A 22,415-nucleotide genomic window follows, 5' to 3' on the forward strand; every position below is an offset into this window, starting at 1 on the left:
CCTTTTTTGCGGCCAGACGGCAAACCTTTCCCCAGCAGAAAGGTTTGTTGGTAGAGATTAAAAAAACAAGATAAACAGATAGATAAGGAAAGTTCATGGCTCATTTTATGCGGACCCCTCTCGCCTTGCTGGTGGGGGGCCTTGCTTGCCACGGCGCAGCCGGTCAGGAGCAGGTGCAACGGCTGGAGCCCATGGTGGTGGTCGCCAGCCGCCCGACCAGCACTCTGGAAGTGACCCTGGATCCCAAGAAGCCGGGCTCCCCCATGCCTGCCGCCGATGGCGCCGGTTATCTGAAGAACGTCACCGGCATGAGCATGGTGCGCAAAGGGGGGCTGGGGGGCGATCCCGTGCTGCGGGGGATGGGCATGTCCCGCCTCAACGTGCAGATGGATGGCGGCATGCTGGCCGGCGGCTGTGGCGGTCGCATGGACCCGCCCACCGCCTATGTATTTCCCCAATCTTTCGACCGGATACGGGTGTTGAAGGGGCCGCAATCCCTGGAGCAGGGTGCCACCCTGGCGGGAACCGTGTTGTTCGAGCGAGACAGACCCGAGTTCAGTGCTCCCGGTGTCAAGGCCGAAGCCTCGGCGCTGTATGGCAGTTCCGGTCGTGACGACCAGATGCTGGATGCCACCGTCGGCGCCCCCGAGGGCTATCTGCGCGGCCAGTTCACCCACTCCGACAGCGATGACTACCGCGATGGTCACGGCGACAAGGTGCGCTCCTTCTATCGCCGGGAAAACGGCACGGCCCAGCTGGGCTGGACGCCGGGCGACAACACCCTGCTCGAGCTGACCGCCGAACGCAGCAACGCCCGCGCCGCCTACGCGGATCGCATGATGGATGGCCCCATGTTCGACCGGGAGTCTTTCGGTCTCAAGTTCAAGCAGGAGGCGATCAGCCAGCAGTGGCGCCGCAGTGAGCTGACGCTGTGGGACAACGACATAGACCACATCATGGACAACTTCAGCCTGCGGCCAAACAGCGGCATCAAGATGCTTTCCAACCCGGATCGTCGCAATACCGGCGGCCGCTGGGCCAACGATATCGCCCTGCCGGCCGACTGGTTGTTGACCGCCGGACTCGATGCCAACCGGGATCAGCACAGGGCCCGCAGCGGTGTGGATTACGCCAGCCAGCCTCGCCAGCGTACTTTGCGATTCGAACAGCAAGGCTGGTTCAGCGAGCTGGGTCGCCAGCAGGGGGCCCATAGCTACAAGGGGGGTTATCGTCAGGATCGGGTGGAGACCACCAAATATGGCGCCGGCGATCAGACCCTCTATAGCGACAAGCTGGTGCTCGACAGCGGGTTTGGCCGCTACGAATACCAGTGGTCGCCAGCCTGGTCGAGCTATCTGGCCTGGGGCCAGGCCGAGCGGGCACCGGATTACTGGGAGCGCAGCAAGGATAGCGTCCCCTTCACCCTCAACCCCGAGCGCAGCCGCCAGTGGGATGCCGGGCTGGCCCTGCGCAGCCGCGAGCTGGATCTGACCCTCTCCCTGTTCAGTGCCGACATCAAGGACTACCTGCTCTATCACAGCAAGTCGAACCAGGTGCGCAACATAGAGGCCCAGACCCGGGGCGGCGAGCTGGAAGGGCGCTGGCAGTTTGCCGAACAGTGGCGCCTCGATGGTGGTCTGGCAGTGGTCTACGGCGAAAACCAGAGCGACAGCAAGCCGCTGGCCCAGATGCCGCCACTCGATGGCAAGCTGGCCCTGGGCTGGCAGCCGGATGAGGACTGGAGCTTTACGCTGTTGGGGCGCGCCGTCGCGGCGCAGAAGAGGGTAGATGTGGGATCTGGCACAGTGGCCGGTCAGGATCAGGGGGAGACACCTGGTTTCTTCACCATGAACCTGAGCGGTGCCTGGCAGGTGAGCGAAGGGTGGCAGTTGTCCGCCGGTATCGACAACCTGTTCGATACCTTCTACTACGAGCACCTCTCCAAGTCGGTACACGCCAGCCAGGCTGGGCTGGGGTATGAGCAGATTGGTCGTATTCCCGAACCGGGCCGCGCCTTCTGGCTGTCAGTCAACTATCGCTTCGCCTCTGCCGGCGTGCTTTGAACCGGGTACGTGCCAACTGTCAGTCAGAGGGGCTCTAACCGACTGAAGCGGGTAACGTTTTCAGTCACAGACCCGCAGTGGTGAGCTGGGTATCATGACCTCAAGGGTGGCGCGTTCTGCGCCAGCACCACCACAGCGGGAAGATAACAATGAAACAAGGACGTTTGCGCTATGGCGGCCTGCTCGGGGCCGCCTTGTTCCTGACGGCGTGCGGCAGCGGGGGCGGTGGCTCCAGCAGCGAGGCTCAGCCACCCGTGGTCAATCCACCGGTGACCTCGGCCAGCCGCGCCTGTTATGGCAATGACCAGGCCGCCTGCAACCTGAGGACCTATCAGGTGATGGTGGAGTCTTTCGTCGATGGCGACAGCGCCGCCAACTATGGCGTCGGTTATGGCCCCTCCGGGCACAACGGCGATCTGCAAGGGATCATCGACAGCCTGGATCACATCAAGAGTCTCAACGTCAACGCCATCTGGCTCACCCCTGTATTTGACTCCTGTGCGGGTCAGGGGGGGGATGACAAGCTGGATGCCACCGGCTACTTCGCCTGTGATTTTTTCACCGTGGCTCCCAACTTTGGCAGCAATGCCCAGCTCAAACAGCTGGTGGATGCGGCGCACCAGCGCGGCCTTTACGTCTTCCTCGATGGTGTGTTCGGTCACGTCAACAAGGTGGGAGTGAGCAAGCCGTCGCCAGAGGGGCGCCAGCCTGTGCTCAAGAGCGGGGGTGCCGGTTATCCCGGTCAGCTGGTGGATTACAGCCAACCCGAGAGCCTCGCCTACTTCAAGGAGGTGGCGCGTTACTGGGTCGAACAGTACGGCATCGACGGCTGGCGACTGGATCAGGCCTATCAGCTGGGGCTGGACGAATGGCGTGCCATTCGCGGCGAGGTCGAACAGGCCAGTGCGGCACGCAAGGCGGCGGGCCAACAGTGGGGCACCCTGGGCTACATGGTGGGTGAGGTATGGAAGAGTGCTGACGAGATCCGGGCCCAGGCCTATGGCCCGAGCGACAATCCGGCGCTCTCCTCGGCGTTCGACTTCCCGCTGCGCTACGGCATAGTACAGGCGCTGGCGGTGGAGGAGTCCGGCAAGGGCGGGCAGGGAGCCAGCGTGCTGGATGCCAGCTGGAACAAGGTAGAGAGCTATCCGGACCACGCCATGCCAAATCTGATGCTGGGCAACCACGATTTGGTACGCTTCGGTGACCTGCTGGAGCGGGGAAATTTCAATCCGGCGGACTACTGGCAGCGCCACAAGGCGGCCTTCAGCTTCCTCGCGGCTCGCTCAGGCCCCATCACCTTCTATTACGGCGAGGAGTTTGGCGACGAGGTACCGGGCTTTGCCAAGCAGGTGAGCGGCGACTGCGCGGCGCAGGGACTCTGTGACGATCACGTGGCCCGCAGCGATGGCAAGGTGCCCGGTGTCACCGGTTTCGTGCCGAGCAGCGATCAGGCCGAACTCAAGCAGTGGCTCAGCCAGTTGCTGGCGATGCGCGCCACGCATCCCGCCCTCTATCAGGGGGAGCGAGTCAAGCTGGTGGCCGATGGCAGCGTTTATGGCGACATCAAACAGACGGCGGCAGAGCAGATTGTCTACCTGCTCAACGTCTCCACCACGCCTCAAAGCTATGCCTTGCCGGTCGGCAAACTGCGCAGTGGAAGTGCCCTGGTGGATCTGCAAAGCGGTGAGAGTCTGGCGCTGGGTGGCAGCAGCGTGACGGTGGACTTGCCACCGCTGAGCGGTCGCTTCCTGCTGTTGCAATAAGGCTGGCGAGTAACAACAAGGGCTCCAGTTTGGAGCCCTTGTTCATTGTGGTGGGTTACTTCTCGATACCGCTGCCAAGCTCGTCCTGATGGGTATTGGCGTCAGGCGCATGGCTATTGCCGTGGCGCCAGCTCTCCAGCCGGTTGTGCACCCCGCAGCGCAGACTCTTGAAGCTGGTCTCGAGATAATCCACCCCCACCAGAATGGCCAGGGTGACGCCGGTGAGCAACACGGCCTGGTGCAGCATCTCCATGCCGATGAGGGCGCCGAGTGCCGCCAGCATCCAGACGGTCGCAGCCGAGGTGACGCCCAGTACCTGACCATCCCGGGTCATCATGACGCCGGCGCCAAGAAAGCCGATCCCCGTGATGAGTTGACCCAGCACCCGTGCCTGATCGGCTCCCTGGGGGCTGACGGCGGCACCGATGGCGAGAAAGCAGTAAGTGCCGAGAATGATGAGCGAAGAGGTGCGGATCCCGACCGGCTTGCCGCGCAGTTGCCGCTCCAGCCCCACCAGGGTGCCGCATACCAGGCAGGCCAGGATGTTCTCCCAGCCAAGGGGCGCTATGTCCCACCAATCCGCTGTCATCATAATCACCTCTGCTGTCGATGCTTGTTATCCTGCCGCGCTCTGCCCCCGGTTTTCCAGCCGTTGCCGGAAGGCCCTGGCCAGGCGCTCGTAGAGGTCCTTTGCCTCTCTGTCCTCAATATCGCCACGTATCCAGGGATTGTCGATGATTTCCAGCAGCACGCAGTCGCGCCCCTGCTGGCGCAGGTCGACCCCGAACAGGCCGTTGCCAAGCTGATGCACGGCGCGGCGGGCTGTTTGCAGCACTCGCTCCGGTACCTCGGTGAGCGGCAGTGCCTCGATCCTGCTCATGTCGAGGGGGTGTTTGCGGCGGCGGATGCGGTTGCCAGGTTCCGGGCGGTAGCGGCGACAGGCGAACAGCGGCGAGCCGTCGAGAAAGCCGATGCGCCAGTCAAATTCGGCAGGGATCCGGCTCTGCACCAGCAGCAGGGCGGAGCGACCCAGTCCCTCGTCCAACAGGCGAGCGAGCTGCTGTTCATCGCTGGCCATGGCGAGATCCCGCCCCTGGGCACCGTCGGGCACTTTTACCATCAGCGGCAGGCCGAGCCGCTGCACCAGCTCGTCCACCTGGTGGCGGCCCCGGCGGGTGACCACCATGGTGGGCGGCATGGGCACGCCGCTGCGCACCATCAGCTCGTAGAGATAGAGCTTGTTGCTGCAGGCGAGGATGGCGCGGGAGCTGTCGATCACCGGCATCTTGAGCTGCTCGGCGCGGCGGGCAAATTCGAAGGTGTAGTGGCCGACGGCGGTTTCTGCCCGCAGCCAGAGGGTGTCGAACTCCGGCAGCCGCTCTATGGCGGAGGGGGCAAGTATCTCGGCCTGGATCCCCTGTGCAGCGGCCGCCTTGATGAAGCGGTCGAGGGCCAGGGCATCGCTGCTGGCGCGGCCATCATCGGGATCCACCAGGATGGCGAGCTGGTAGAGCGGCGCCGCATGCTCCCCATCTCCGGCGCCAACCAGCGCCTGGGCATGATGCAGCATCAGTGCCTTCTCGCTCTGGCTCAGATCCAGCGGAGACAGGCTTTGTTGCTGGCGCACCGACCAGCCGTGCCGACCGCGTTTGAGGGTCAGCTCCTGCAGCGGCAACTGGCTCAGGCCGTAGTAGTAGCGAGCCAGCCCCGCCAGCTCGCTCTGTTCGCTCTGACCGAAGATGGCGCGCACCCGAATGCGATCCTCGCTCTGCTGGGCCAGCCAGCCCTGCACCTTGCGCCACAGCTTGGCTGGCGGCTGCTGGGGTTGCAACACGCTGATGGCTTGCAATCCCGGCAGACAGTGATGGCCCCTGGCCTGCGCCAGCAGGGAGCAGTAGTAGCCCGCGCTCAGGTGCTCCAGATCGCGGCAGAGGTTGATGATGCGGGGTCTGCCGCCCGTGGTCGGCACGCCGTGTTGCAGGTAGGTGCGGGCAGTCAGCAGATAATCGGCATGGCAGGGCCAGTCGCCCAGCTCTTCGACGATGACATAGGTACTCATAGTTCTTCGGCTCCACAGAAAGGACTGCCTTGAATGGCAGTATCCCCAGTGGGCTTCGATGCACCGACAAGCACGACAATGGCGCGAGGGGAAACAAGAGGTTACAGTGCCTAATATTCTGCTTTGGTAACTTGTGATACAAGTCGCATTTCTGGTGCTGAAGATAAATAACCGAACAAGGACTCCCTGTGTTGACCGTGCGCGCGGCCCGAACCGATGATTTAGGCGCCATCGTTAAGCTGGAACGCTACTGCTTTCCCCCCGAAGTCGCCTTTGGCCGCAGCCGCTGGCACTATCTGCTCACCCACGCCAAGGGGCGCACCCTGCTGCTGCTGGATGAGACGTCACAGCTGATGGGGTATCTCAGCCTGCTGGAGCACAGAGGGTGGGATCGGCTGGTGATCCAGACTCTCGCCATCCGCTGGACCATTCGTCGTCAGGGCTGGGCCCGCCGTCTGCTGGAGCAGGTGATCCGGGAGGGGCGCGAAGCTGGCTGGGGGGCTGTGCGCCTCGAGGTGGGCGATGCCAATGAAGAGGCGCTTGCCCTCTATCAGGCGCTGGGATTCAAGGCTCAGCAGAGGTTGCCGGATTACTATGGCCGAGACCAGCATGCTCACCGGCTGGTGTTGTCACTCATTGGTGACGAGGAGCGTCAGCTGCGCGGTCTGGCCCGCAAGCACCGCATAGGCGGTAAAGCAGCCTTGCAACACGGCAAGGCGGGCTGCTCAGGATGAGTTGTGAAGACTGCCTTGCCACCGCCATCAAGGCCAAGCTGGGGCGCTGCCCCGTCTGCGCCATCCAGACGTTTGTCATCGGCCTGATCGGCTGGCTGGTGTGGTGGTGGTTTGGTGCCGACACCTCGGTCAATGCCCTCACTGGCCTGCTGTTCGCGCTGGGAGGCTCGGGCCTGTTTCTGCTCCATCTGGCTGTGTTTATCTGGCGAAAAGCGACGGGGCGCGAGCTGGATGATGAGTGAATTTTTTTTGTTTAAACAAGATAAATAACAATGGAGGTTCAGATGATAGCAATGGTAACGGGTGCTTCGTCCGGTTTTGGGGAGGCCATCAGCCGCCAGCTGGTGAACGCGGGTTACAGGGTGATAGGCACAGGCCGACGTGCTGAACGTCTGGCTGCCTTGGGCGATGAGCTGGGTGACAGCTTCCTGCCGCTGGTATTCGACGTGCAGGACAAGACGGCGACTCAAGCCGCCATCGCTGGCCTGCCGGCTGCATGGCAAGAAGTGGATCTGCTGGTCAACAACGCCGGTCTGGCGCTGGGGCTGGAACCCGCCCACAAGGCGGACCTCGAAGACTGGGAGCAGATGATAGCCACCAATATCAGCGGTTTGACCCTGCTCACCCGATTGCTGCTGCCGGGCATGGTGGCGCGCAATCGCGGCCACGTGGTCAACATAGGCTCCATCGCAGGCACCTACCCCTATCCGGGCGGCAACGTCTACGGCGCCACCAAGGCATTCGTGAAACAGTTCAGCCTCAACCTGCGCGCCGACCTGGCGGGCACCGCTATCCGCGTCACCAACGTGGAGCCGGGTCTGTGTGGCGGCACCGAGTTCTCCAACGTGCGCTTCCACGGTGACGACGCCAAAGCCGCTACCGTCTATCAGGGGGTGCAGGCCATTCAGCCGGAAGACATCGCCAATACAGTGCTCTGGGTCAGCCAGCAGCCCGCCCACGTCAACATCAACAGCATAGAGATAATGCCGGTGGCCCAGACTTTTGGTCCGCTCCATATCAGCCGTGGCTGAGCTTCCCGTTTGACGAAACAAGAAGAGGCACCCAAGGGTGCCTCTTTGCTTTGAAGAGCCGGTCAGAGGCTCATGATCTTCTTGAACTCCTCCTCTGAATACTTCTTCTCCGTGCTCTTGGTGAGATCCGTCATCAGCTTGTAGCGCAACTCTTTGGCCATCTGGTAGGTCTGCTCCAGCTGGCCGTAGGAGTAGTCGGCGGCCAGCCCGAGCGCGGTGGCCTTGTCATTGGCGTAGGTCTGCTTGAGGGTCTTGTCGAGCACAGCTACTTCCTTGTAGAGCTTGGCGCTCTCCTTGCTCCAGACGCCCCGCAGCAGCGGCAGATATTTGTCCGGATTGGTGTTGGCCAGCGCTGTCAGGCTGCGGAACTGCCAGTAGGCGGAATCATCGGAGTAGCTGTCGCTGCCGATGCGATAGGGTAGGGGATAGGATTCCAGCGGGCTGTAGAGCGGTACCATCACAGATTCGGCCAGCACGCCGTAGCTCTGCCAGATCAATCCCTGCAGCTCCTTGGGCATCTCCTTGCGCAGCTGGATCACGTGGGATTCGAGCTGGCGATCGATGCGGATCGGTCGCTCCGCCTTGCCAGCGAGCGGCGTGCCCTCATAGGTGGCGCTCAGCACCCTGGCCACGTCCGGCACGGCGATAGGGGAGTCAGGCTTCATGAACAGCGGATATTGCGCCTGCCGGGTCGCCTGCTGGTGGGAGGCGGTCAGCATTTTTTGGCCGAGCCACTCCCGATCCACGTTGTAGGGGTCGGCAATGACCCCGAACGCCTTGGCGAAATTGAAGTCCTTGGGGTCGGCGTTATCCAGCAGCTTGTGCTCGCGCACGAACTCCAGCAGCCTGGGCGAGTGCAGCACATCGGCGCTGTCTAGATTGACGCCGTGGATGCGCAGGCCGTTGGCCACCATAGCGTAGCTGTCGTCCGGCACCCGCACCGCGATCCAGTGGTGGCCGGAGCCAATCTCCATCAGCCAGGCCTCGTTTACATCCGCCAGATAGAGGCTGTTGCCCTCACCGGCGCCATATTGCTCCACATAGCGGCCAAGCAGCGCGACGCCTTCTTTGGCGCTCCTGGCCTGCGGCAGGATCAGGGTGGGGATGATGGCTTCAATCACTCCCTTCTCGATCAGCGGATCGGCTTTTTGGGCCCTGTCGTTGACCTCGGCACTGGTGGTGGCCGAGAGAGCGACGTTGAGCTCGTTGATGCCGCGCTCTTCATAATATTTACCGGCCGGGTCGCTGGTGGCGGCATCCCAGTCACGAATGGCGGAGTAGGCGAGGAAGGCCTTGGGCATGGGCACTTCCAGCCCGTTGCCCAGCTTCCAGCTATTGCCCTCGTTTTGCTGGGCCGGCCGGAAGGCCAGGTACTTGTTCCAGTTGTTGACGCCAAAATCCTCGTTTCTGGCGATCATAACGCTGCCATCCGCGCTGGCGCCCTTGCCGACGACAAGGCCGGTGCAGGCGTCGGCACTGGTGCCAAGCAGGGTGAGCAGGGTGGCGGAGAGGAGACTCAAGGTGTGTTTTTTCATGGGATTGCCCGAAGTGTAACTGTGAGTGAAAGTCAGGCGGTGGGATGGGATGCGCGCTGCCGCAGGCCGATGGCGGCATGGAAGTATGCCGGTGGATTGGTCTGCCGATCATTGATGTCGCAAACATTTCATCCATAACACTGCTTGCTGGTTCTATCGTGCGCCAAAATTGTAGGCTTCTGCAGTTGTTTGTTTTGTGATCTGCGCGCTAATCCTTGGCTTTCTCTGGCAGAGGCGTTCGAGTGTAGATAGATGTGCCGCAATATCATCACGGGGCGGCGCAGGAGTCATGATTCTGACGCCCGGCAGCGGCGAGCAATGGGCGTGGCGCCAGCCTGAGTGCGGGATTTGGCCCCATCTGGAAAGTTGGCCTGTAACTTGCTGGTTTAATTGACAATGGTGGGGCCTGGCGCCCCATGTTATCGAATCAGCCAAAGCGTCATGCCGGATCGGCATACAGATTGGAGTCCCCATGGATATCAAACCCTACAGCCAGCAACTTGCCCAGAGTGCGTCCAACTCCCGCGCCCTCGCCACCCTCAGCGGTGCCGACAGTGGTCAGGGTGGCGGCTGGGAGGAGTTGGTCAACCTCTCCTCCCAGCGACTGACCAGCAAGGCGCAGCAGGCGCTCACCTATGAGCATCTGGCCAAGAACAGCAAGCTGCCGCCCGCGCTGGACATGAACTCGGACAAGGGTGGCATGATGCAGCAGCTGGTGGACAAGGCGCTTGGGTTTGATCGCAAGAAGTTCAACGAGATAGAGGAGAAGCTCAAGGCGATCGCCGACAACAAGCAACTCTCTGCCGAAGAGCGCGAGCAGCAGAGCAAGGCCTTGAACGAGCAGAAGGAGACCATGCTGCAAGATGCCATGGATCGCCTCACCGGCAAGAAGAGCGAGCCAAAGGAAGAGACCAAGACTACCTGAGTCATGGCCTGCACGACTCGAACGGCAATCTGTGGTCATCGGGGGCAAGGGGTTGCCTCGGGTAATGACGCCGCCTTTCCCATGTGGAAGGGATGATGACATCACAATGAGAAAGGGAGGGGTGATGTCCCTCCCTTTTTGACGGGCTCTTGGGGCTGCTGCCTTCCCGGCCCCGTTTCTGCTCCGGTACTATGTCTTCTCAGGCGCTATTTTTTCTCGGGCACTATGCCGATACCCACCGCCTGGGTCTGGACGGCCTTGATCTGATCCCCTTTGGCGATCAGGGCAAATTGCGCCGGGTTGTGCACCTTGACCACCAGGGTGTGATCCACCCCTTTGACCGTGACCGTCTGCTGCGCCTTGTCGACGTCGATGACGTCCCCATACAGTGTGACCTTGACCCCCACCCCGGCCCCCGGCTTCTGGCCAGCGGCGGCCTTGTCCGCATCCATCTCGACGACGCGCTGTCTGACGCCTGCCGTGCCCTTGAGCAGTTCCAGATCCAGCATCTGCAGGTATCTCAGTGCCACCGTATCGCCAACCTTGAGGTTTTGCAGGTTGGTGACCTGTTCACCGGCGACTATGTCGAACGCTTCACCGGCGTCATTTTTCAGGCTGACCTTGCGGCTCGCCATGTCGATGGCAGTCACCGTCGCCTGGGCAGTCACGGCTTCAACCAGACTGGCCTTGCCCGGAGCGGTCGCGACTTCGGTGACCACCTCGGCGGCTTGCACCAGGCAGGTCGATAGGGAGAGCAGACCGGCAATCCATGCATGCTTCAATTTCATGTTTCAGACCTTATGACGGGAAATGAGGATGAGAGGAGGTGGGCATGCAGGCCCGGATGGCACATGGCACCGCCTTCCTGACAGACCATAGCAGAGCCGCGCCTGACCAACCTGCTGGACTCGAACGCAATGCGTGTTTTGATAGCCGGCTCCCGTTTTTTGACCTGCCGGAGCCACGGGCGCACAATCCCCTTGCATGCATTCAACCGAGGGCTTTGCCGTGTACAACTTCCAATATGCCAATCCTACCCGGGTCTGTTTTGGTGACGGCCAGATAGCCAGGCTGCCCGACCTGATCCCGGCAGGTAGTCGCCTGCTGGTGCTCTACGGCGGTGGCAGCATCAAGAAAAACGGCGTCTATGACCAGCTGACCCAGGCGCTGGCAGGCCGGGAGTGGCTGGAGTTCCCCGGCATTGGCGCCAACCCCCAGTACGATCAGCTGATGGAGGCGGTGGATCTGGTCAAGCGCGAGCGCATCGACTTCCTGCTGGCGGTCGGCGGCGGATCCGTGGTGGATGGCACCAAGTTCGTGGCCGCGGCGGCCTGCTTCGAGGGGGCGGATCCCTGGGAGATACTGCTGCACAAGGCGCCCGTCAAGGCGGCCCTGCCGCTGGGCTGCGTGCTGACCCTGCCCGCCACCGGCTCGGAGAGCAATCCCGCCGCCGTGGTGAGTCGGGGGGAGGCCAAGCTCTCCTTCATGAATCCGCTGGTGCAACCTGTGTTTGCCGTGCTCGATCCCACCACCACCTACAGCCTGCCCGCCCGCCAGATCGGCAATGGGGTGGTGGATGCCTTCGTCCACATCATTGAGCAGTACCTCACCTTCCCTGTGGGGGGCGAGGTGCAGGACAGGCTGGCGGAAGGCTTGCTGCAGGTGCTGGTGGATAACGGCCCCAAAGCCCTGGTGGATCCCACCCATTATCAGGTGCGCGCCAACCTGATGTGGGCCGCCAGCCTGGCGCTCAATGGTCTCATCGGCCGCGGCGTACCGCAGGACTGGTCCACTCACGCCATCGGCCACCAGCTCACCGCGCTGCACGGGCTGGATCATGCCCAGAGTCTGGCGGTGGTGCTGCCCTCCCTGCTGCGTGAGCAGGCGGCCCAGAAGCAGGAGAAGCTGGCCCAGTTCGCCGAGCGGGTCTGGCATTCGAGCCGGGAGGACAAGGCGCTGCGCATCGAGGAGGCGATCATCCGCACCGAGCAGTTCTTCCAGCAGATGGGGGTGGGCACCCGTCTCGCCGACTACGGTCTGAGTGAGAGCTGCATCCCAGGTATCTGCTCCAACCTCAAGCGTTTCGGCCTGACCGCGCTCGGGGAGCAGCAGGACATAGATCCGGACAAGGTAGCCAGGATCCTTTCCCACGCTCTTTAAGTCTGAGGTGCAAGTGCCGGGCAATAATAGTGGCGCGGATATTCTCCCACGCACTCTGATCATTTGGCTGACGAGCTGAAAAGAAAACGCCCCGATTGTCGGGGCGTTTTGCATTCCGGGGTGAGGCGCTGAAGGCAGAGGGTCAGGCGCCCAGATCCAGCTCGCGCTCCAGCACAGCTGCTTTTTGGCGGGCCGGATGGGTATTGAGGCGTTCCCAGTAGGTTTGCAGGTGCGGGAAGTGTGCCAGTTGGCCGCCCTGGGCCAGCAGATCCACAAGGAAGGAGTTCATGATGTCGGCGCCGGAGAGACGGTCCCCCACCAGATAGTGGCGAGTGCTCAAGACCGCATTTAGATAGCCCAGCACCTTGGCGCACTCCGCTTTGGCGTAGTCCGGCAGGAAGCGCATCGGGCTGCCATCCTTGCGCACGAACATGTCGAGCAGCAGCGGCAGTATGCCGGAGCTCTCGGCAAAGTGGATCCACTGCAGGTATTCGGGGTAGTCGGGGCTATCCTGAGCTGGCGCCAGCCGCTCGGGGGCGTGGCGGGCAATCAGGTACTCTGTGATGGCGCCGGATTCCGCCAGCACGCGTCCTTCCAGCTCGATGACAGGCGACTTGCCGAGGGGGTGGATGGCTTTCAGCTCGGGTGGCGCCAGAAAGGTGGTGGCGTTGCGCTGGTACGCCTTGATCTGGTAAGGCAAGCCCAGCTCTTCGAGCAGCCAGATAATGCGTTGGGAGCGGGATTTGTTCAGGTGGTGCAGGATTATCATTGGAACCTCGATTCGGTGGCAGGAGTCGATATACGCGTCGGCGAGGTGACTGGTTCACCGGCATGGAGAAATCAAGAGAGCGGGCAGTGCCCGCTCTCTTGTTGGCTGACTCAGGCCTCCAGCGCCTGATCCAGATCCGCCAATATGTCCTCGATCGCTTCTATCCCCACCGACAAGCGGATCATCTCCGGCTTGACCCCAGCCCTGACCTGTTCCTCCTCGCTCAGCTGGCGATGGGTGGTGGAGGCGGGGTGGCAGGCCAGCGACTTGGCGTCGCCGATATTGACCAGCCGCTTGAAGATCTTGAGCGCATCGTAGAAGCGTACCCCCGCCTCATAGCCCTCCTTCAAGCCGAACGAAAGGATGGCCGACGGCCGGCCCCCCATGTACTTCTCCGCCAGCAGATAGTGGGGGTGCCCCGGCAGACCGGCGTAGCTGACCCAGGCTACTTTCGGGTGATGCTTGAGGTGGTGGGCGACCTGAAGGGCGTTGTCCACGTGGCGCTCCATGCGCAGGCTCAGGGTTTCAAGCCCCTGCAGCAGCAGGAAGGCGTTCATGGGTGCCAGCGCCGCGCCGGTATTGCGCAGCGGCACTGTCCGTACCCGGCCGATAAAGGCGGCGGGGCCAAAGGCTTGTGTATAGACCACCCCGTGGTAGGAGGGTTCGGGCTGGGTGAGCTGGGGAAAGCGTTCGGCGTTATCCGCCCAGGGGAACTTGCCCGAGTCGACGATGACGCCGCCCAGCGAGTTGCCGTGACCGCCGACATATTTTGTCAGGCTGTGCACCACTATATCGGCGCCGTGTTCTATGGGTTTGCACAGCACCGGCGTGGCGACAGTGTTGTCGACGATGAGCGGCACGCCACGGGCGTGGGCCACCTTGGCGAAGGCGGCCAGATCGACGATGTTGCCCGCCGGGTTGCCTATGCTCTCGCAGTAGACCGCCTTGGTCTTGTCGTCGATGAGGGCGGCGATGGCCTCGGCGCTGTCATCCCTGGCGAAGCGCACTTCAACCCCGAAGCTCGGCAGCATGTGGGCGAACAGTGTGTAGGTACCGCCATAGAGCTGGGGTGTGGAGACTATGTTGTCACCGGCGGCGGTCAGCGCCTGGATAGCGTAGGTGATGGCGGCGGAACCTGCCGAGACCACCAGCCCGGCGATGCCCCCTTCCAGCGCGGCCATCCGCTGTTCCAGCACATCGTTGGTGGGATTCATGATGCGGGTATAGATGTTGCCCGGCACCGCCAGATTGAACAGATCCGCCCCGTGCTGGGCGCTGTCGAACTCGTAGGCCACCGTCTGGTAGATGGGCACGGCGACCGCCTTGGTAGTGGGATCGCTGGAAAAGCCGTGGTGCAGGGCCAGGGTCGCATCTTTCATCACACACTCCTTGTTGGATGTTGCTTGTCGCAGTGACAGCTGGGCAGTTATAGATGGATAGACGTCCAATCTATCAGGCTCAGCGGCGATGTAAACCACCCAATCCGGTAAAGCAATGGCATCCGCTGACGATGTGCCTCGCTCTTGATCAACTGACGCTGCACTCAGAGGCGGCGGCGATACTCCTTGTCATCGATCTGGTGCATGTCCCACTGCATCAGGCGGTTGAGCTGGCTCATGGGATCCTCGATCAGGGTCAGCGGGCGAGGCAGGATCCGCTTGAAGTAGCGACGCAGGGTTTGCTGGATCCGGTTCGGTTTGGGGGCGCTTTGCTGGTTCATGATGATGCTCCTGTGCTGTGGCTCTCATGTTCATCAGCAGTATTGAGCTAAAATGAGGAAGTAAAAACTGATGACTTATAGCAACAGGATTTCCTCTTTTATGCCGACCAGTCGCCTCTATCAGCAGTTTCAACGACTCGCCCAGCAGCTTGGCTGCGATGAGCGGGAGGCAAGTCTCGCCGAAGTGGCGGACCTGCTCTGCTGCACCCCGCGCAACGCCCGCCTGCTGCTGCGGCGGATGCAGGATCAGGGCTGGCTCCGCTGGTCAGCCGAGGCGGGCAGGGGACGGCGCTCCCGGCTCACTCTGCTCGACAGCCAGGAGAGTCTGACCCGGCGCCGCCTGCGGGATCTGCTGAGTCAGGGCCAGCTCGCCCAGGCGGTGCGGCTGGCGGAAGGTCGGCTGGATCTGCTTACCCCGCTGCTGATCGAGCAGCTCGGCCAGGCCACCCGGGAGGGGCGCCAGATCCTGCGGGTGCCCTACTACCGGCCGCTGCCCCAGCTGCTGCCCACGGATCCGCTGCGTCGCTCCGAAATTCACCTGAGCCGGCAGATCTTCAACGGTCTCACCCGACGAAATGAGGAAAATGGGGAAATCGAAGGGGATCTTGCCCACCACTGGGAGTGTCTGGGGCCCTGTCACTGGCGCTTCTATCTGCGGCCGGTGGTGCGCTTTCACCACGGTCGCGAGCTGGTGGTGGAGGATGTGATGGAGAGTCTGCTGGCACTGCGGGATCGCCCCCTGTTCGCCCATCTGGTACGGCTGGAGAGCCCCTGGCCACGCACTCTGGATCTGTATCTCGACAGCCCGGATCCTCTGCTGCCCCATCTGCTGGCCGAACCGGTGGCGACCATATTGCCGCGGGAGCTCAAGGGGGAGGCGGGCTTTGCCTTGCAGCCGGTGGGCACGGGCCCCTACAAGGTGACCGCCAACGATCCCCTCCACCTTTGTCTGGAGGCGTTTGACGACTACTTTGGTCTGCGTGCCTTGCTCGACGAGATCGACATCTGGATGCTGCCGGAGCTGGCGGAGCGGCTGGAGACCCACCTGCAGCTGGGACGTGACAGCCCTGAACTGGGCAGCATGCGCGGTGAATCCGAGCTTGAATCCGGCTGCTACTTCCTGCTGCAGGACGACAGATCCGTCTCCTTGCAGGATCCCGCCCTGCGTCACTGGCTGGCCCAGCTGCTCAACCCCATCGCCCTGATGGCACGGGTCGCCCCCGAGTTGCAGCGGGGCTGGACCAGTGCGCTGGGTCTGTTGCCCCACTGGCGCGAGGCCCTGCCTGCGTCATTGCCAACGCCGGAGCAACTGCCGACGCGGCTGGTGCTGGCCTGTTTCAATCAGCATCTGGAGTTCAACGAGTGTGCCGGCGCCATGGCCAGCCTGCTGGCAGAACAGGGGATCCGGCTGGAGGTTCGCACCCTGGATTACGGCCGCTGGGTGAGCGGGGTGGATGAGGATGTGGATCTCTGGCTCGGCACCCTCAATCTGGAGCACGAGCATGCCTTCGCCCCCTACGCCTGGCTGCTGGGCACGCCGCTGCTGCACAAGGTGTGGGCCAGTCAGCATGCTTTGTGGCAGGGCCTGACCCGGTGGCGTGCCAGCGGTGAGGATCCGGGCCCGCGCGCTTTGCTGGCCCGGGTGCAGCAACAGGGCTGGTTTGTGCCCCTGTTCCACCACTGGCTGGAGCTGGAGAGCCGGGTCGGTGTGCACGGGGTGCGCATGACGGCCCTCGGCTGGTTTGATTTTCGCAGTGCCTGGCTTCGCCCCGAGTAAGGACGATGCTTATGTGGCGGGTTGAACCTGTCTCGCCTCACCTTGTACCTGCAAGGTGCTCTTCCGGCAGATTATCATCCTGTTTTAATTGCCGTTTTTACTATGGGTCGGCGGGTCGCAGTTCATTGGACATTCAATTCCAAAGTGCCATGCTGGTTCAGGTTATGGAAAGCAGAGCAAATGAGGAAAAAGATGAGCAACAATTCAGAACGTTCCCAAGGAAAATGCCCGGTCATGCACGGTGGTACTACCTCCGGCGAGCAAGCCAACATGGCGTGGTGGCCGAAGAGCCTCAACCTCGACATTCTCCATCAGCACGACACCAAGACCAATCCGCTGGGGCCCGGTTTCAATTACCGGGAAGAGCTCAAGAAGCTCGACATGGCCGCCCTCAAGCAGGATGTGACCGCCCTGATGACCGACAGCCAGGATTGGTGGCCGGCAGACTGGGGCCACTACGGCGGCCTGATGATCCGCATGGCCTGGCACTCGGCCGGTACCTACCGTATCGCCGATGGCCGTGGTGGTGGCAGTACCGGCAATCAGCGTTTTGCTCCGCTCAACTCCTGGCCTGACAACGCCAACCTGGACAAGGCCCGGCGTCTGCTGTGGCCCATCAAGAAAAAGTACGGCAACAAGATCAGCTGGGCCGATCTGATCATTCTGGCCGGCACCGTAGCTTATGAGTCCATGGGGCTCAAGACGTTCGGCTTCGCCTTCGGCCGCGAGGATATCTGGCACCCCGAGAAAGATATCTATTGGGGCGCGGAGAAGGAGTGGCTGGCACCGAGCAGCAAGCCTGGTGGCCGTTACTCTGGCGAGCGGGATCTGGACAACCCGCTGGCGGCAGTGATGATGGGGCTCATCTACGTCAACCCGGAAGGGGTCGACGGCAATCCTGATCCTCTGAAAACCGCCAAGGACATGCGGGTCACCTTTGCCCGCATGGCGATGGATGACGAAGAGACGGTCGCCCTGACGGCCGGGGGGCACACGGTAGGCAAATGTCACGGCAATGGGGATGCCCGGCTGCTCGGGCCCGAGCCGGAAGGTGCCGCTGTCGAGGATCAGGGGCTGGGCTGGCTCAACAAAACCCAGCGCGGCATTGGTCGCAATGCGGTGACCAGCGGCATTGAAGGGGCCTGGACCACCCACCCCACCCGTTGGGACAACGGTTACTTCTATCTGCTGTTCAACTACGAGTGGGAACTGAAAAAGAGCCCGGCCGGTGCCTGGCAGTGGGAGCCCGTCAATATACGGGAAGAGGACAAGCCGGTGGATGTGGAAGATCCTGCCATTCACCACAACCCCATCATGACAGACGCCGACATGGCACTGAAGTTCGACCCCGAGTACCGCAAGATCGCCGAGCGTTTCCGCGCTGATCCGGCGGCCTTCTCCGATGCCTTCGCCCGCGCCTGGTTCAAGCTGACCCACAGGGATCTGGGGCCGAAAAGCCGCTATGTGGGGCCTTATGTGCCAGCTGAAGATCTGATCTGGCAGGATCCTGTACCTGCCGGGCGTACCGATTATGACGTGGCTGCGGTGAAGGCCAGGATTGCCGCCAGCGGCCTTTCCATCAGCGATATGGTCAGTACCGCCTGGGACAGCGCCCGTACTTTCCGGGGCTCGGATCTGCGTGGCGGTGCCAACGGTGCCCGTATCCGGCTGGCCCCGCAGAAGGAGTGGGAAGGCAATGAACCAGCCAGGCTGGCGCGGGTGCTCAAGGTGCTCGAACCCATCGCCGCCGCCAGCCAGATCAGCGTGGCGGATGTGATAGTGCTGGCCGGTAACCTGGGTGTTGAGCTGGCGGCCAGGGCCGCCGGTGTCGAGGTGACAGTCCCCTTCAGCCCGGGTCGTGGTGATGCCAGTCAGGCCCAGACCGATGTGGCGTCGTTCGACGTGCTTGAGCCGCTGGCCGACGGTTACCGCAACTGGTTGAAGAAGGACTATGCGGTCACGGCGGAGGAGCTGATGCTGGATCGTACCCAGCTGATGGGTCTGACGGCCCATGAGATGACGGTACTGGTAGGTGGCATGCGAGTGCTCGGTACCAACCATGGCGGCACCCGGCACGGTGTCTTTACCGAGAGGGAAGGGGCCTTGACCAACGACTACTTCGTCAACCTCACCGACATGGCCAACACCTGGCACCCGTCGGGAGAGCGTCTGTATGAAGTGCGCGATCGCAAGAGCGGCAAGGTGAAATGGACGGCGACCCGGATCGATCTGGTGTTCGGCTCCAACTCGGTATTGCGTGCCTACGCCGAGGTCTATGCCCAAGATGACAACAAGGAGAAGTTCGTTTGCGATTTCATCAGTGCCTGGAACAAGGTGATGAATGCGGACCGCTTTGATCTGGTGAGTTAAGGCTGACCCGACGACCCCGCACACCCGGTGTGCGGGGTCTTTTTTTGTCCTGAGCCAAGGCTTGCCTGGGGTTGCGACAGAGATTGGCCAGTGCCGGGGAGCAGTGTAGCCCCTGTCCTTTTGGACTGGATATCAGGTAACATCTTGATTCATTGATGATGGCTAGCTGCCAAGCCCCTGCTGACAAGGAGTCGCCCATGCTGGAAATGCAGATCCAACCCCGTTTTCAAGAGACAGATGCCCTCGGCCACATCAACAATACGGTGCCGGCGGTCTGGTTCGAGGCGGCGCGGGATCCCCTGTTTCGCATCTTCTCTCCCGAGCTGGATGTGCATAACTGGCACCTGATCATCGCGGGCTATACGGTACAGTTCAAACGCGAGCTGTTTTATGGTCAGCAGGTATCGATCAACACAGGGGTGCGCCGCATCGGATCCAGCTCCTTCACGCTCTGGCAGGAAGCCTGGCAGGGCGGTGAGCTGGCCGTCACCGGCGAAACGACCCTGATCCATTTTGACTATCAGACCCGCCAATCCCTGCCCTTGAGTGACAAGCACAGGGAAGCGCTGCGGGCCTGGCTGATAGAGAGTTAACCTTGGCCTGTTGGCCTACCACAGGAAAACCATGCACAGGAACATAATGCGCAACACAGTGACTGCTCTGACACTGGGACTCTGTTCCCTACCTTCTTTGGCCGCTTCTCTTGCGGAGCAGTTCACCCTGATCGACCGGGGTGCCGAGAGCGCCCTTGACACCCGGCTGTTCAGTCATGACGGTGTGGAGATCAAGGCCTGGATCGATGGCACCCCCGTCATCATAGCCGTGCCCATCATGAACGAGCAGGGCAAGCTGCAAGGGGAGAGCCGTTACTACTTCAAGGGGGGCAAGCTGTTCGGGGTCAGAGAACCTGCCGCCCAGTTTGCCTTCGATGAGCAAGGCAAGCTGACCCACTGGCTTGATAACAAGGGACAGCCCGCCGAGTTCGTCAGCAAAATAAGCATGCAACAGCGTGAAGCCTGGCTCACCAAGCGATCTGCTGACCTGGCCAGGCTGTTTGCCATCAGCCCGGCTGAGGAGAAAGTCAGCAGTGGCAGCGTCAAGCTGAAAGGCACCGAACTCACCCACTGGCTCTGCAACGGAAAGCTGATGGATCTGGCCAGGGGCGACAAGGTGACCTTCGAGCAGAAGACGCTCAAGGTGAGTGAATCGGGCATCGAAGGAGAGGTTTCCCTGCGCCAGGACAAGGGCTGGCAGGATCTGAACCTCAAGTGCGATGTGCAAGGCACCCAGGTGACCCGTCTCACCTGGCAGCCACTGCCCGGCGCCAACAAGCCGCAATAAGTAGAGTTGCAGTATGAAACAAGGGGGCCGTCAGGGCCCCCTTGTCGTTGTACTCTATTCCCCTGGACCTGGCAGCCGCTGCCGAGGGCCAACAAGCGACAATGAGTGCGGTTGCAGCATGAAGCAAGGGGGCCGTCAGGGCCCCCTTGTCGTTGTGGTTTATTCCCCTGAACCAGGCAGCCACTGCCGAGGGCCAACAAGCGACAATGAGTGCGGTTGCAGAATGAAGCAAGGGGGCCATCGCGGCCCCCTTGCTGTTTATGGCTGTTTTTCGAGCCGCAGTCGGGTCAGCGCCTCGACCCGCCGCCACTGCTCGGCGGGAAACCAGCGCGCCAGTATCTCCTGTTGCTGCTCGGCCCGATCAAGGGCGGGCAAAGGGGTGAACTCGGCCAGATAGCCTGCCAGCTGCTGCTCGAACCCTTGCTGACTCTGTTCCAGCTGATGCAGTCGATCCACGGCCTCTGGCCCCAGTTGCTCCAGCAGCACGGCTTCCCGCTCGGCAGGGGGTAATTGCGCCAGCGTCTGCAACTCGCCGAGCAGGCGGCTGTTGACCTCTGCTTCTCTGAACCATTGGGGCTGCTCCGTCAGCCAGAGTTCGAGTTCACCGGCCAGCATCTTCTTGTCGGCATCGCTCGCCTGGGCTAGCGCCTTGCGGCGCAGGGTCCACTGCTCCATCAGTCTGTCTTCGGCAAACAGCTGATCCTGCTCGGCCGGGGTGAAGCTCTGCTGGCGCAGTTGTTCACGCTGGTCAAACAGCTGCTGCAGGCTGGCGAGGTCCGGATCCGTCGGCACCGTCAGGCGGCCCTCCGCCGCCAGAAAAACCTGGTAGCGGGCCAGCAGTGGGTTCTCTGCGTCAGCCTCGCCCTGTTCCAGGTGTTGGGCCAGCTGATGACGCAGGGCTCCCTGTTCGGGGGCGGCATTCAGACTCGGCGGCGGGTCGGGCCATAACAGGGCGGCCCCCAGCAAGAAGGCTCCACCCAGAGGCAGGGCGAGAAGGAGGGATCGCTTCATAGCCCCAGACCCTGCAAGCGGTTGGCGTGCTGGCGGTAGAGGGTGACAGGATCGGTATCAAACAGGTGATGGATGCCAAACGACTGATTGACCTCGTCCAGATGGTTCATCCGGTAGCCGGTGCCGATCACCTTGCCGAGGTGGCTGCTGCATACCCCGACCAGGCCGTCATTGGGCTCGCTGAAAAAGGTGCTGGTGAGGGCCAGCGCAGGATCCACCGGATCCAGGACATTGGTCATGCTGCCGCGCCCGCTCCAGGAGAAGTAGTAGACGCCGTTGGCGGCGCGCAGTGGCCCTTCGCCACAATACTGGCTGGGCAGCCCCTCGGGGTAGCGCTGGTTGAAGCGCTGGGCTCCCGCACTGGTGAGCGCATCGAGGGAGGCGAGAGGATCCTGTGGCAGCTGGCTGCCGCCGGAGAGCAGCGAGATGACACCAGAGAGTGCCGAGGCGGCCGCGACCGCCAGTTTCTCGGCTATCGAGCCAGGGGCTACGTTGGCACGCACCAGGTCCGCTATCTCGGAGCCATAGTTGACGCCCCCCACGCTGGTGGCGGAGGCGACCAGCTCCGGGGCGACAGAGGCGACATAACGTATGGTGGGGCTGCCGTGGGAGTGACCTATGAGGTTGACCTTGTCAGCACCCGTGATGGCGAGCACCTGCTGTACCTGCTTGAGCAACTGTTCACCGCGCAGTTCCGAGCTGTGGGTAGCCGAGACCTGCGCGACATAGACGCGGGCACCGTCCCGGGTCAGGGCCTGAGGGATACCGTAGAAGTAATCTACCCCGAGCAGCTTGTCGAAGCCGAACAATCCATGCACCAGCACCATGGGGTAACGGGTCTGGGTATAACCTGCCGCCTGACCCAGCATGGGCAGGGCGCACAGCAGCACCAATAGCCATCTTTTCATCGTCATCATCCTTGTGAAATAGGCTGTCCATCCGACAGCCACCGGCTTCATGCCAGTACCCGCCAGCATGACCAACCCGGCCAGTTGCATCTGTGCAAGTGATCACTAAACAGACAGATTCAAAAAAGCCCTACCCATATGGGCAGGAGGGGAGAGGGCGTCAGGCCAGCGAAGATCAAGTATCCCTTGTATTCGGCCACCACATAAGTTAAATAATAATTATTATCATTTGAGTGGCGGGGATCA

At 62.1% G+C, this 22,415-nt stretch carries 20 protein-coding genes; 11 read left to right on the top strand and 9 right to left on the bottom strand.

The window, feature by feature from the left end; translation table 11 throughout:
• Nucleotides 1–95 precede the first annotated feature (95 nt).
• Nucleotides 96–2,063, top strand: coding sequence for a TonB-dependent copper receptor (locus tag GWQ31_RS14095; RefSeq protein WP_096117789.1), 1,968 nt, complete (start codon nucleotides 96–98; stop codon nucleotides 2,061–2,063).
• Between the two features lie 149 nt (nucleotides 2,064–2,212).
• Complete coding sequence (locus GWQ31_RS14100; RefSeq protein WP_275909631.1) at nucleotides 2,213–3,829, top strand: alpha-amylase family protein; 1,617 nt, start codon at nucleotides 2,213–2,215, stop codon at nucleotides 3,827–3,829.
• Nucleotides 3,830–3,884: 55 nt separating this feature from the next.
• Here the strand turns inward: GWQ31_RS14100 and GWQ31_RS14105 are convergent, their stop codons facing one another.
• Entirely contained in the window at nucleotides 3,885–4,421 is a 537-nt protein-coding gene (locus tag GWQ31_RS14105; protein WP_275909632.1) for an MgtC/SapB family protein, read from the bottom strand.
• 24 nt (nucleotides 4,422–4,445) lie between these two features.
• Complete coding sequence (locus GWQ31_RS14110) at nucleotides 4,446–5,888, bottom strand: RimK family alpha-L-glutamate ligase (RefSeq protein ID WP_005316090.1); 1,443 nt, start codon at nucleotides 5,886–5,888, stop codon at nucleotides 4,446–4,448.
• Between the two features lie 188 nt (nucleotides 5,889–6,076).
• On the opposite strand from GWQ31_RS14110, the gene GWQ31_RS14115 reads away from it, so the two are divergent.
• Genes GWQ31_RS14115 through GWQ31_RS14125 form a run of 3 tightly spaced genes read left to right on the top strand, consistent with a single transcriptional unit; the run spans nucleotide 6,077 to nucleotide 7,653 of the window.
• Nucleotides 6,077–6,622: an N-acetyltransferase gene (locus GWQ31_RS14115; protein WP_011899119.1), complete on the top strand. Its 546-nt coding sequence runs from the start codon at nucleotides 6,077–6,079 to the stop codon at nucleotides 6,620–6,622.
• Nucleotides 6,619–6,864, top strand: coding sequence for a DUF3624 domain-containing protein (locus GWQ31_RS14120; protein ID WP_275909633.1), 246 nt, complete (start codon nucleotides 6,619–6,621; stop codon nucleotides 6,862–6,864). The genes GWQ31_RS14115 and GWQ31_RS14120 overlap by 4 nt, the downstream gene beginning before the upstream one ends.
• Nucleotides 6,865–6,906: 42 nt before the next feature.
• Complete coding sequence (locus GWQ31_RS14125) at nucleotides 6,907–7,653, top strand: SDR family oxidoreductase (protein WP_113720784.1); 747 nt, start codon at nucleotides 6,907–6,909, stop codon at nucleotides 7,651–7,653.
• 62 nt (nucleotides 7,654–7,715) lie between these two features.
• Here GWQ31_RS14125 and GWQ31_RS14130 read toward each other — a convergent pair whose 3' ends face one another.
• Nucleotides 7,716–9,188 (bottom strand): C69 family dipeptidase, encoded by a 1,473-nt coding sequence (locus GWQ31_RS14130; protein ID WP_275909634.1) that lies wholly within the window; start codon nucleotides 9,186–9,188, stop codon nucleotides 7,716–7,718.
• A 472-nt stretch (nucleotides 9,189–9,660) separates the two neighbouring features.
• On the opposite strand from GWQ31_RS14130, the gene GWQ31_RS14135 reads away from it, so the two are divergent.
• Nucleotides 9,661–10,113, top strand: a complete 453-nt coding sequence (locus GWQ31_RS14135) for a hypothetical protein (RefSeq protein WP_005316072.1) — start codon at nucleotides 9,661–9,663, stop codon at nucleotides 10,111–10,113.
• Nucleotides 10,114–10,319: 206 nt separating this feature from the next.
• Here the strand turns inward: GWQ31_RS14135 and GWQ31_RS14140 are convergent, their stop codons facing one another.
• Nucleotides 10,320–10,901: a hypothetical protein gene (locus GWQ31_RS14140; protein ID WP_111589188.1), complete on the bottom strand. Its 582-nt coding sequence runs from the start codon at nucleotides 10,899–10,901 to the stop codon at nucleotides 10,320–10,322.
• Between the two features lie 196 nt (nucleotides 10,902–11,097).
• Between GWQ31_RS14140 and GWQ31_RS14145 the strand changes: the two genes are divergently transcribed.
• On the top strand, nucleotides 11,098–12,273 hold the full coding sequence (locus GWQ31_RS14145) for an iron-containing alcohol dehydrogenase (RefSeq protein ID WP_275909635.1): 1,176 nt from the start codon (nucleotides 11,098–11,100) through the stop codon (nucleotides 12,271–12,273).
• A gap of 142 nt (nucleotides 12,274–12,415) precedes the next feature.
• Here the strand turns inward: GWQ31_RS14145 and GWQ31_RS14150 are convergent, their stop codons facing one another.
• The 3 genes from GWQ31_RS14150 to GWQ31_RS14160 all read right to left on the bottom strand — a co-directional run bounded on the left by GWQ31_RS14150 (nucleotide 12,416) and on the right by GWQ31_RS14160 (nucleotide 14,762).
• Nucleotides 12,416–13,042, bottom strand: a complete 627-nt coding sequence (locus GWQ31_RS14150) for a glutathione S-transferase family protein (protein WP_275909636.1) — start codon at nucleotides 13,040–13,042, stop codon at nucleotides 12,416–12,418.
• Nucleotides 13,043–13,152: 110 nt separating this feature from the next.
• Nucleotides 13,153–14,421 carry an aminotransferase class I/II-fold pyridoxal phosphate-dependent enzyme gene (locus GWQ31_RS14155; RefSeq protein ID WP_125597458.1) on the bottom strand — a complete coding sequence of 423 codons (1,269 nt, stop codon included), beginning with the start codon at nucleotides 14,419–14,421 and terminating at the stop codon, nucleotides 13,153–13,155.
• Between the two features lie 164 nt (nucleotides 14,422–14,585).
• On the bottom strand, nucleotides 14,586–14,762 hold the full coding sequence (locus GWQ31_RS14160; RefSeq protein ID WP_005316058.1) for a hypothetical protein: 177 nt from the start codon (nucleotides 14,760–14,762) through the stop codon (nucleotides 14,586–14,588).
• 100 nt (nucleotides 14,763–14,862) lie between these two features.
• Between GWQ31_RS14160 and sgrR the strand changes: the two genes are divergently transcribed.
• From sgrR to GWQ31_RS14180, 4 genes are all read left to right on the top strand, one after another.
• Nucleotides 14,863–16,539, top strand: a complete 1,677-nt coding sequence (sgrR, locus tag GWQ31_RS14165) for an HTH-type transcriptional regulator SgrR (RefSeq protein ID WP_275909637.1) — start codon at nucleotides 14,863–14,865, stop codon at nucleotides 16,537–16,539.
• 192 nt (nucleotides 16,540–16,731) lie between these two features.
• Nucleotides 16,732–18,909, top strand: coding sequence for a catalase/peroxidase HPI (gene katG / locus GWQ31_RS14170; RefSeq protein WP_275909638.1), 2,178 nt, complete (start codon nucleotides 16,732–16,734; stop codon nucleotides 18,907–18,909).
• Nucleotides 18,910–19,106: 197 nt separating this feature from the next.
• Nucleotides 19,107–19,502 (top strand): thioesterase family protein, encoded by a 396-nt coding sequence (locus GWQ31_RS14175; protein ID WP_005316053.1) that lies wholly within the window; start codon nucleotides 19,107–19,109, stop codon nucleotides 19,500–19,502.
• Between the two features lie 46 nt (nucleotides 19,503–19,548).
• Complete coding sequence (locus tag GWQ31_RS14180) at nucleotides 19,549–20,250, top strand: hypothetical protein (RefSeq protein WP_275909655.1); 702 nt, start codon at nucleotides 19,549–19,551, stop codon at nucleotides 20,248–20,250.
• A 258-nt stretch (nucleotides 20,251–20,508) separates the two neighbouring features.
• Here GWQ31_RS14180 and GWQ31_RS14185 read toward each other — a convergent pair whose 3' ends face one another.
• Together GWQ31_RS14185 and GWQ31_RS14190 are read right to left on the bottom strand one after the other, a co-directional pair.
• Nucleotides 20,509–21,261: a lipase secretion chaperone gene (locus GWQ31_RS14185; protein WP_275909639.1), complete on the bottom strand. Its 753-nt coding sequence runs from the start codon at nucleotides 21,259–21,261 to the stop codon at nucleotides 20,509–20,511.
• Nucleotides 21,258–22,169: a triacylglycerol lipase gene (locus GWQ31_RS14190; RefSeq protein ID WP_162626240.1), complete on the bottom strand. Its 912-nt coding sequence runs from the start codon at nucleotides 22,167–22,169 to the stop codon at nucleotides 21,258–21,260. Before GWQ31_RS14190 ends, GWQ31_RS14185 begins: the two co-directional genes overlap by 4 nt.
• Nucleotides 22,170–22,415: the final 246 nt, after the last annotated feature.

Origin of the sequence: Aeromonas sp. 2MA4, assembly GCF_029237305.1 — a bacterium.
In the GTDB taxonomy this organism is placed as follows: Bacteria; Pseudomonadota; Gammaproteobacteria; order Enterobacterales; family Aeromonadaceae; genus Aeromonas; species Aeromonas salmonicida.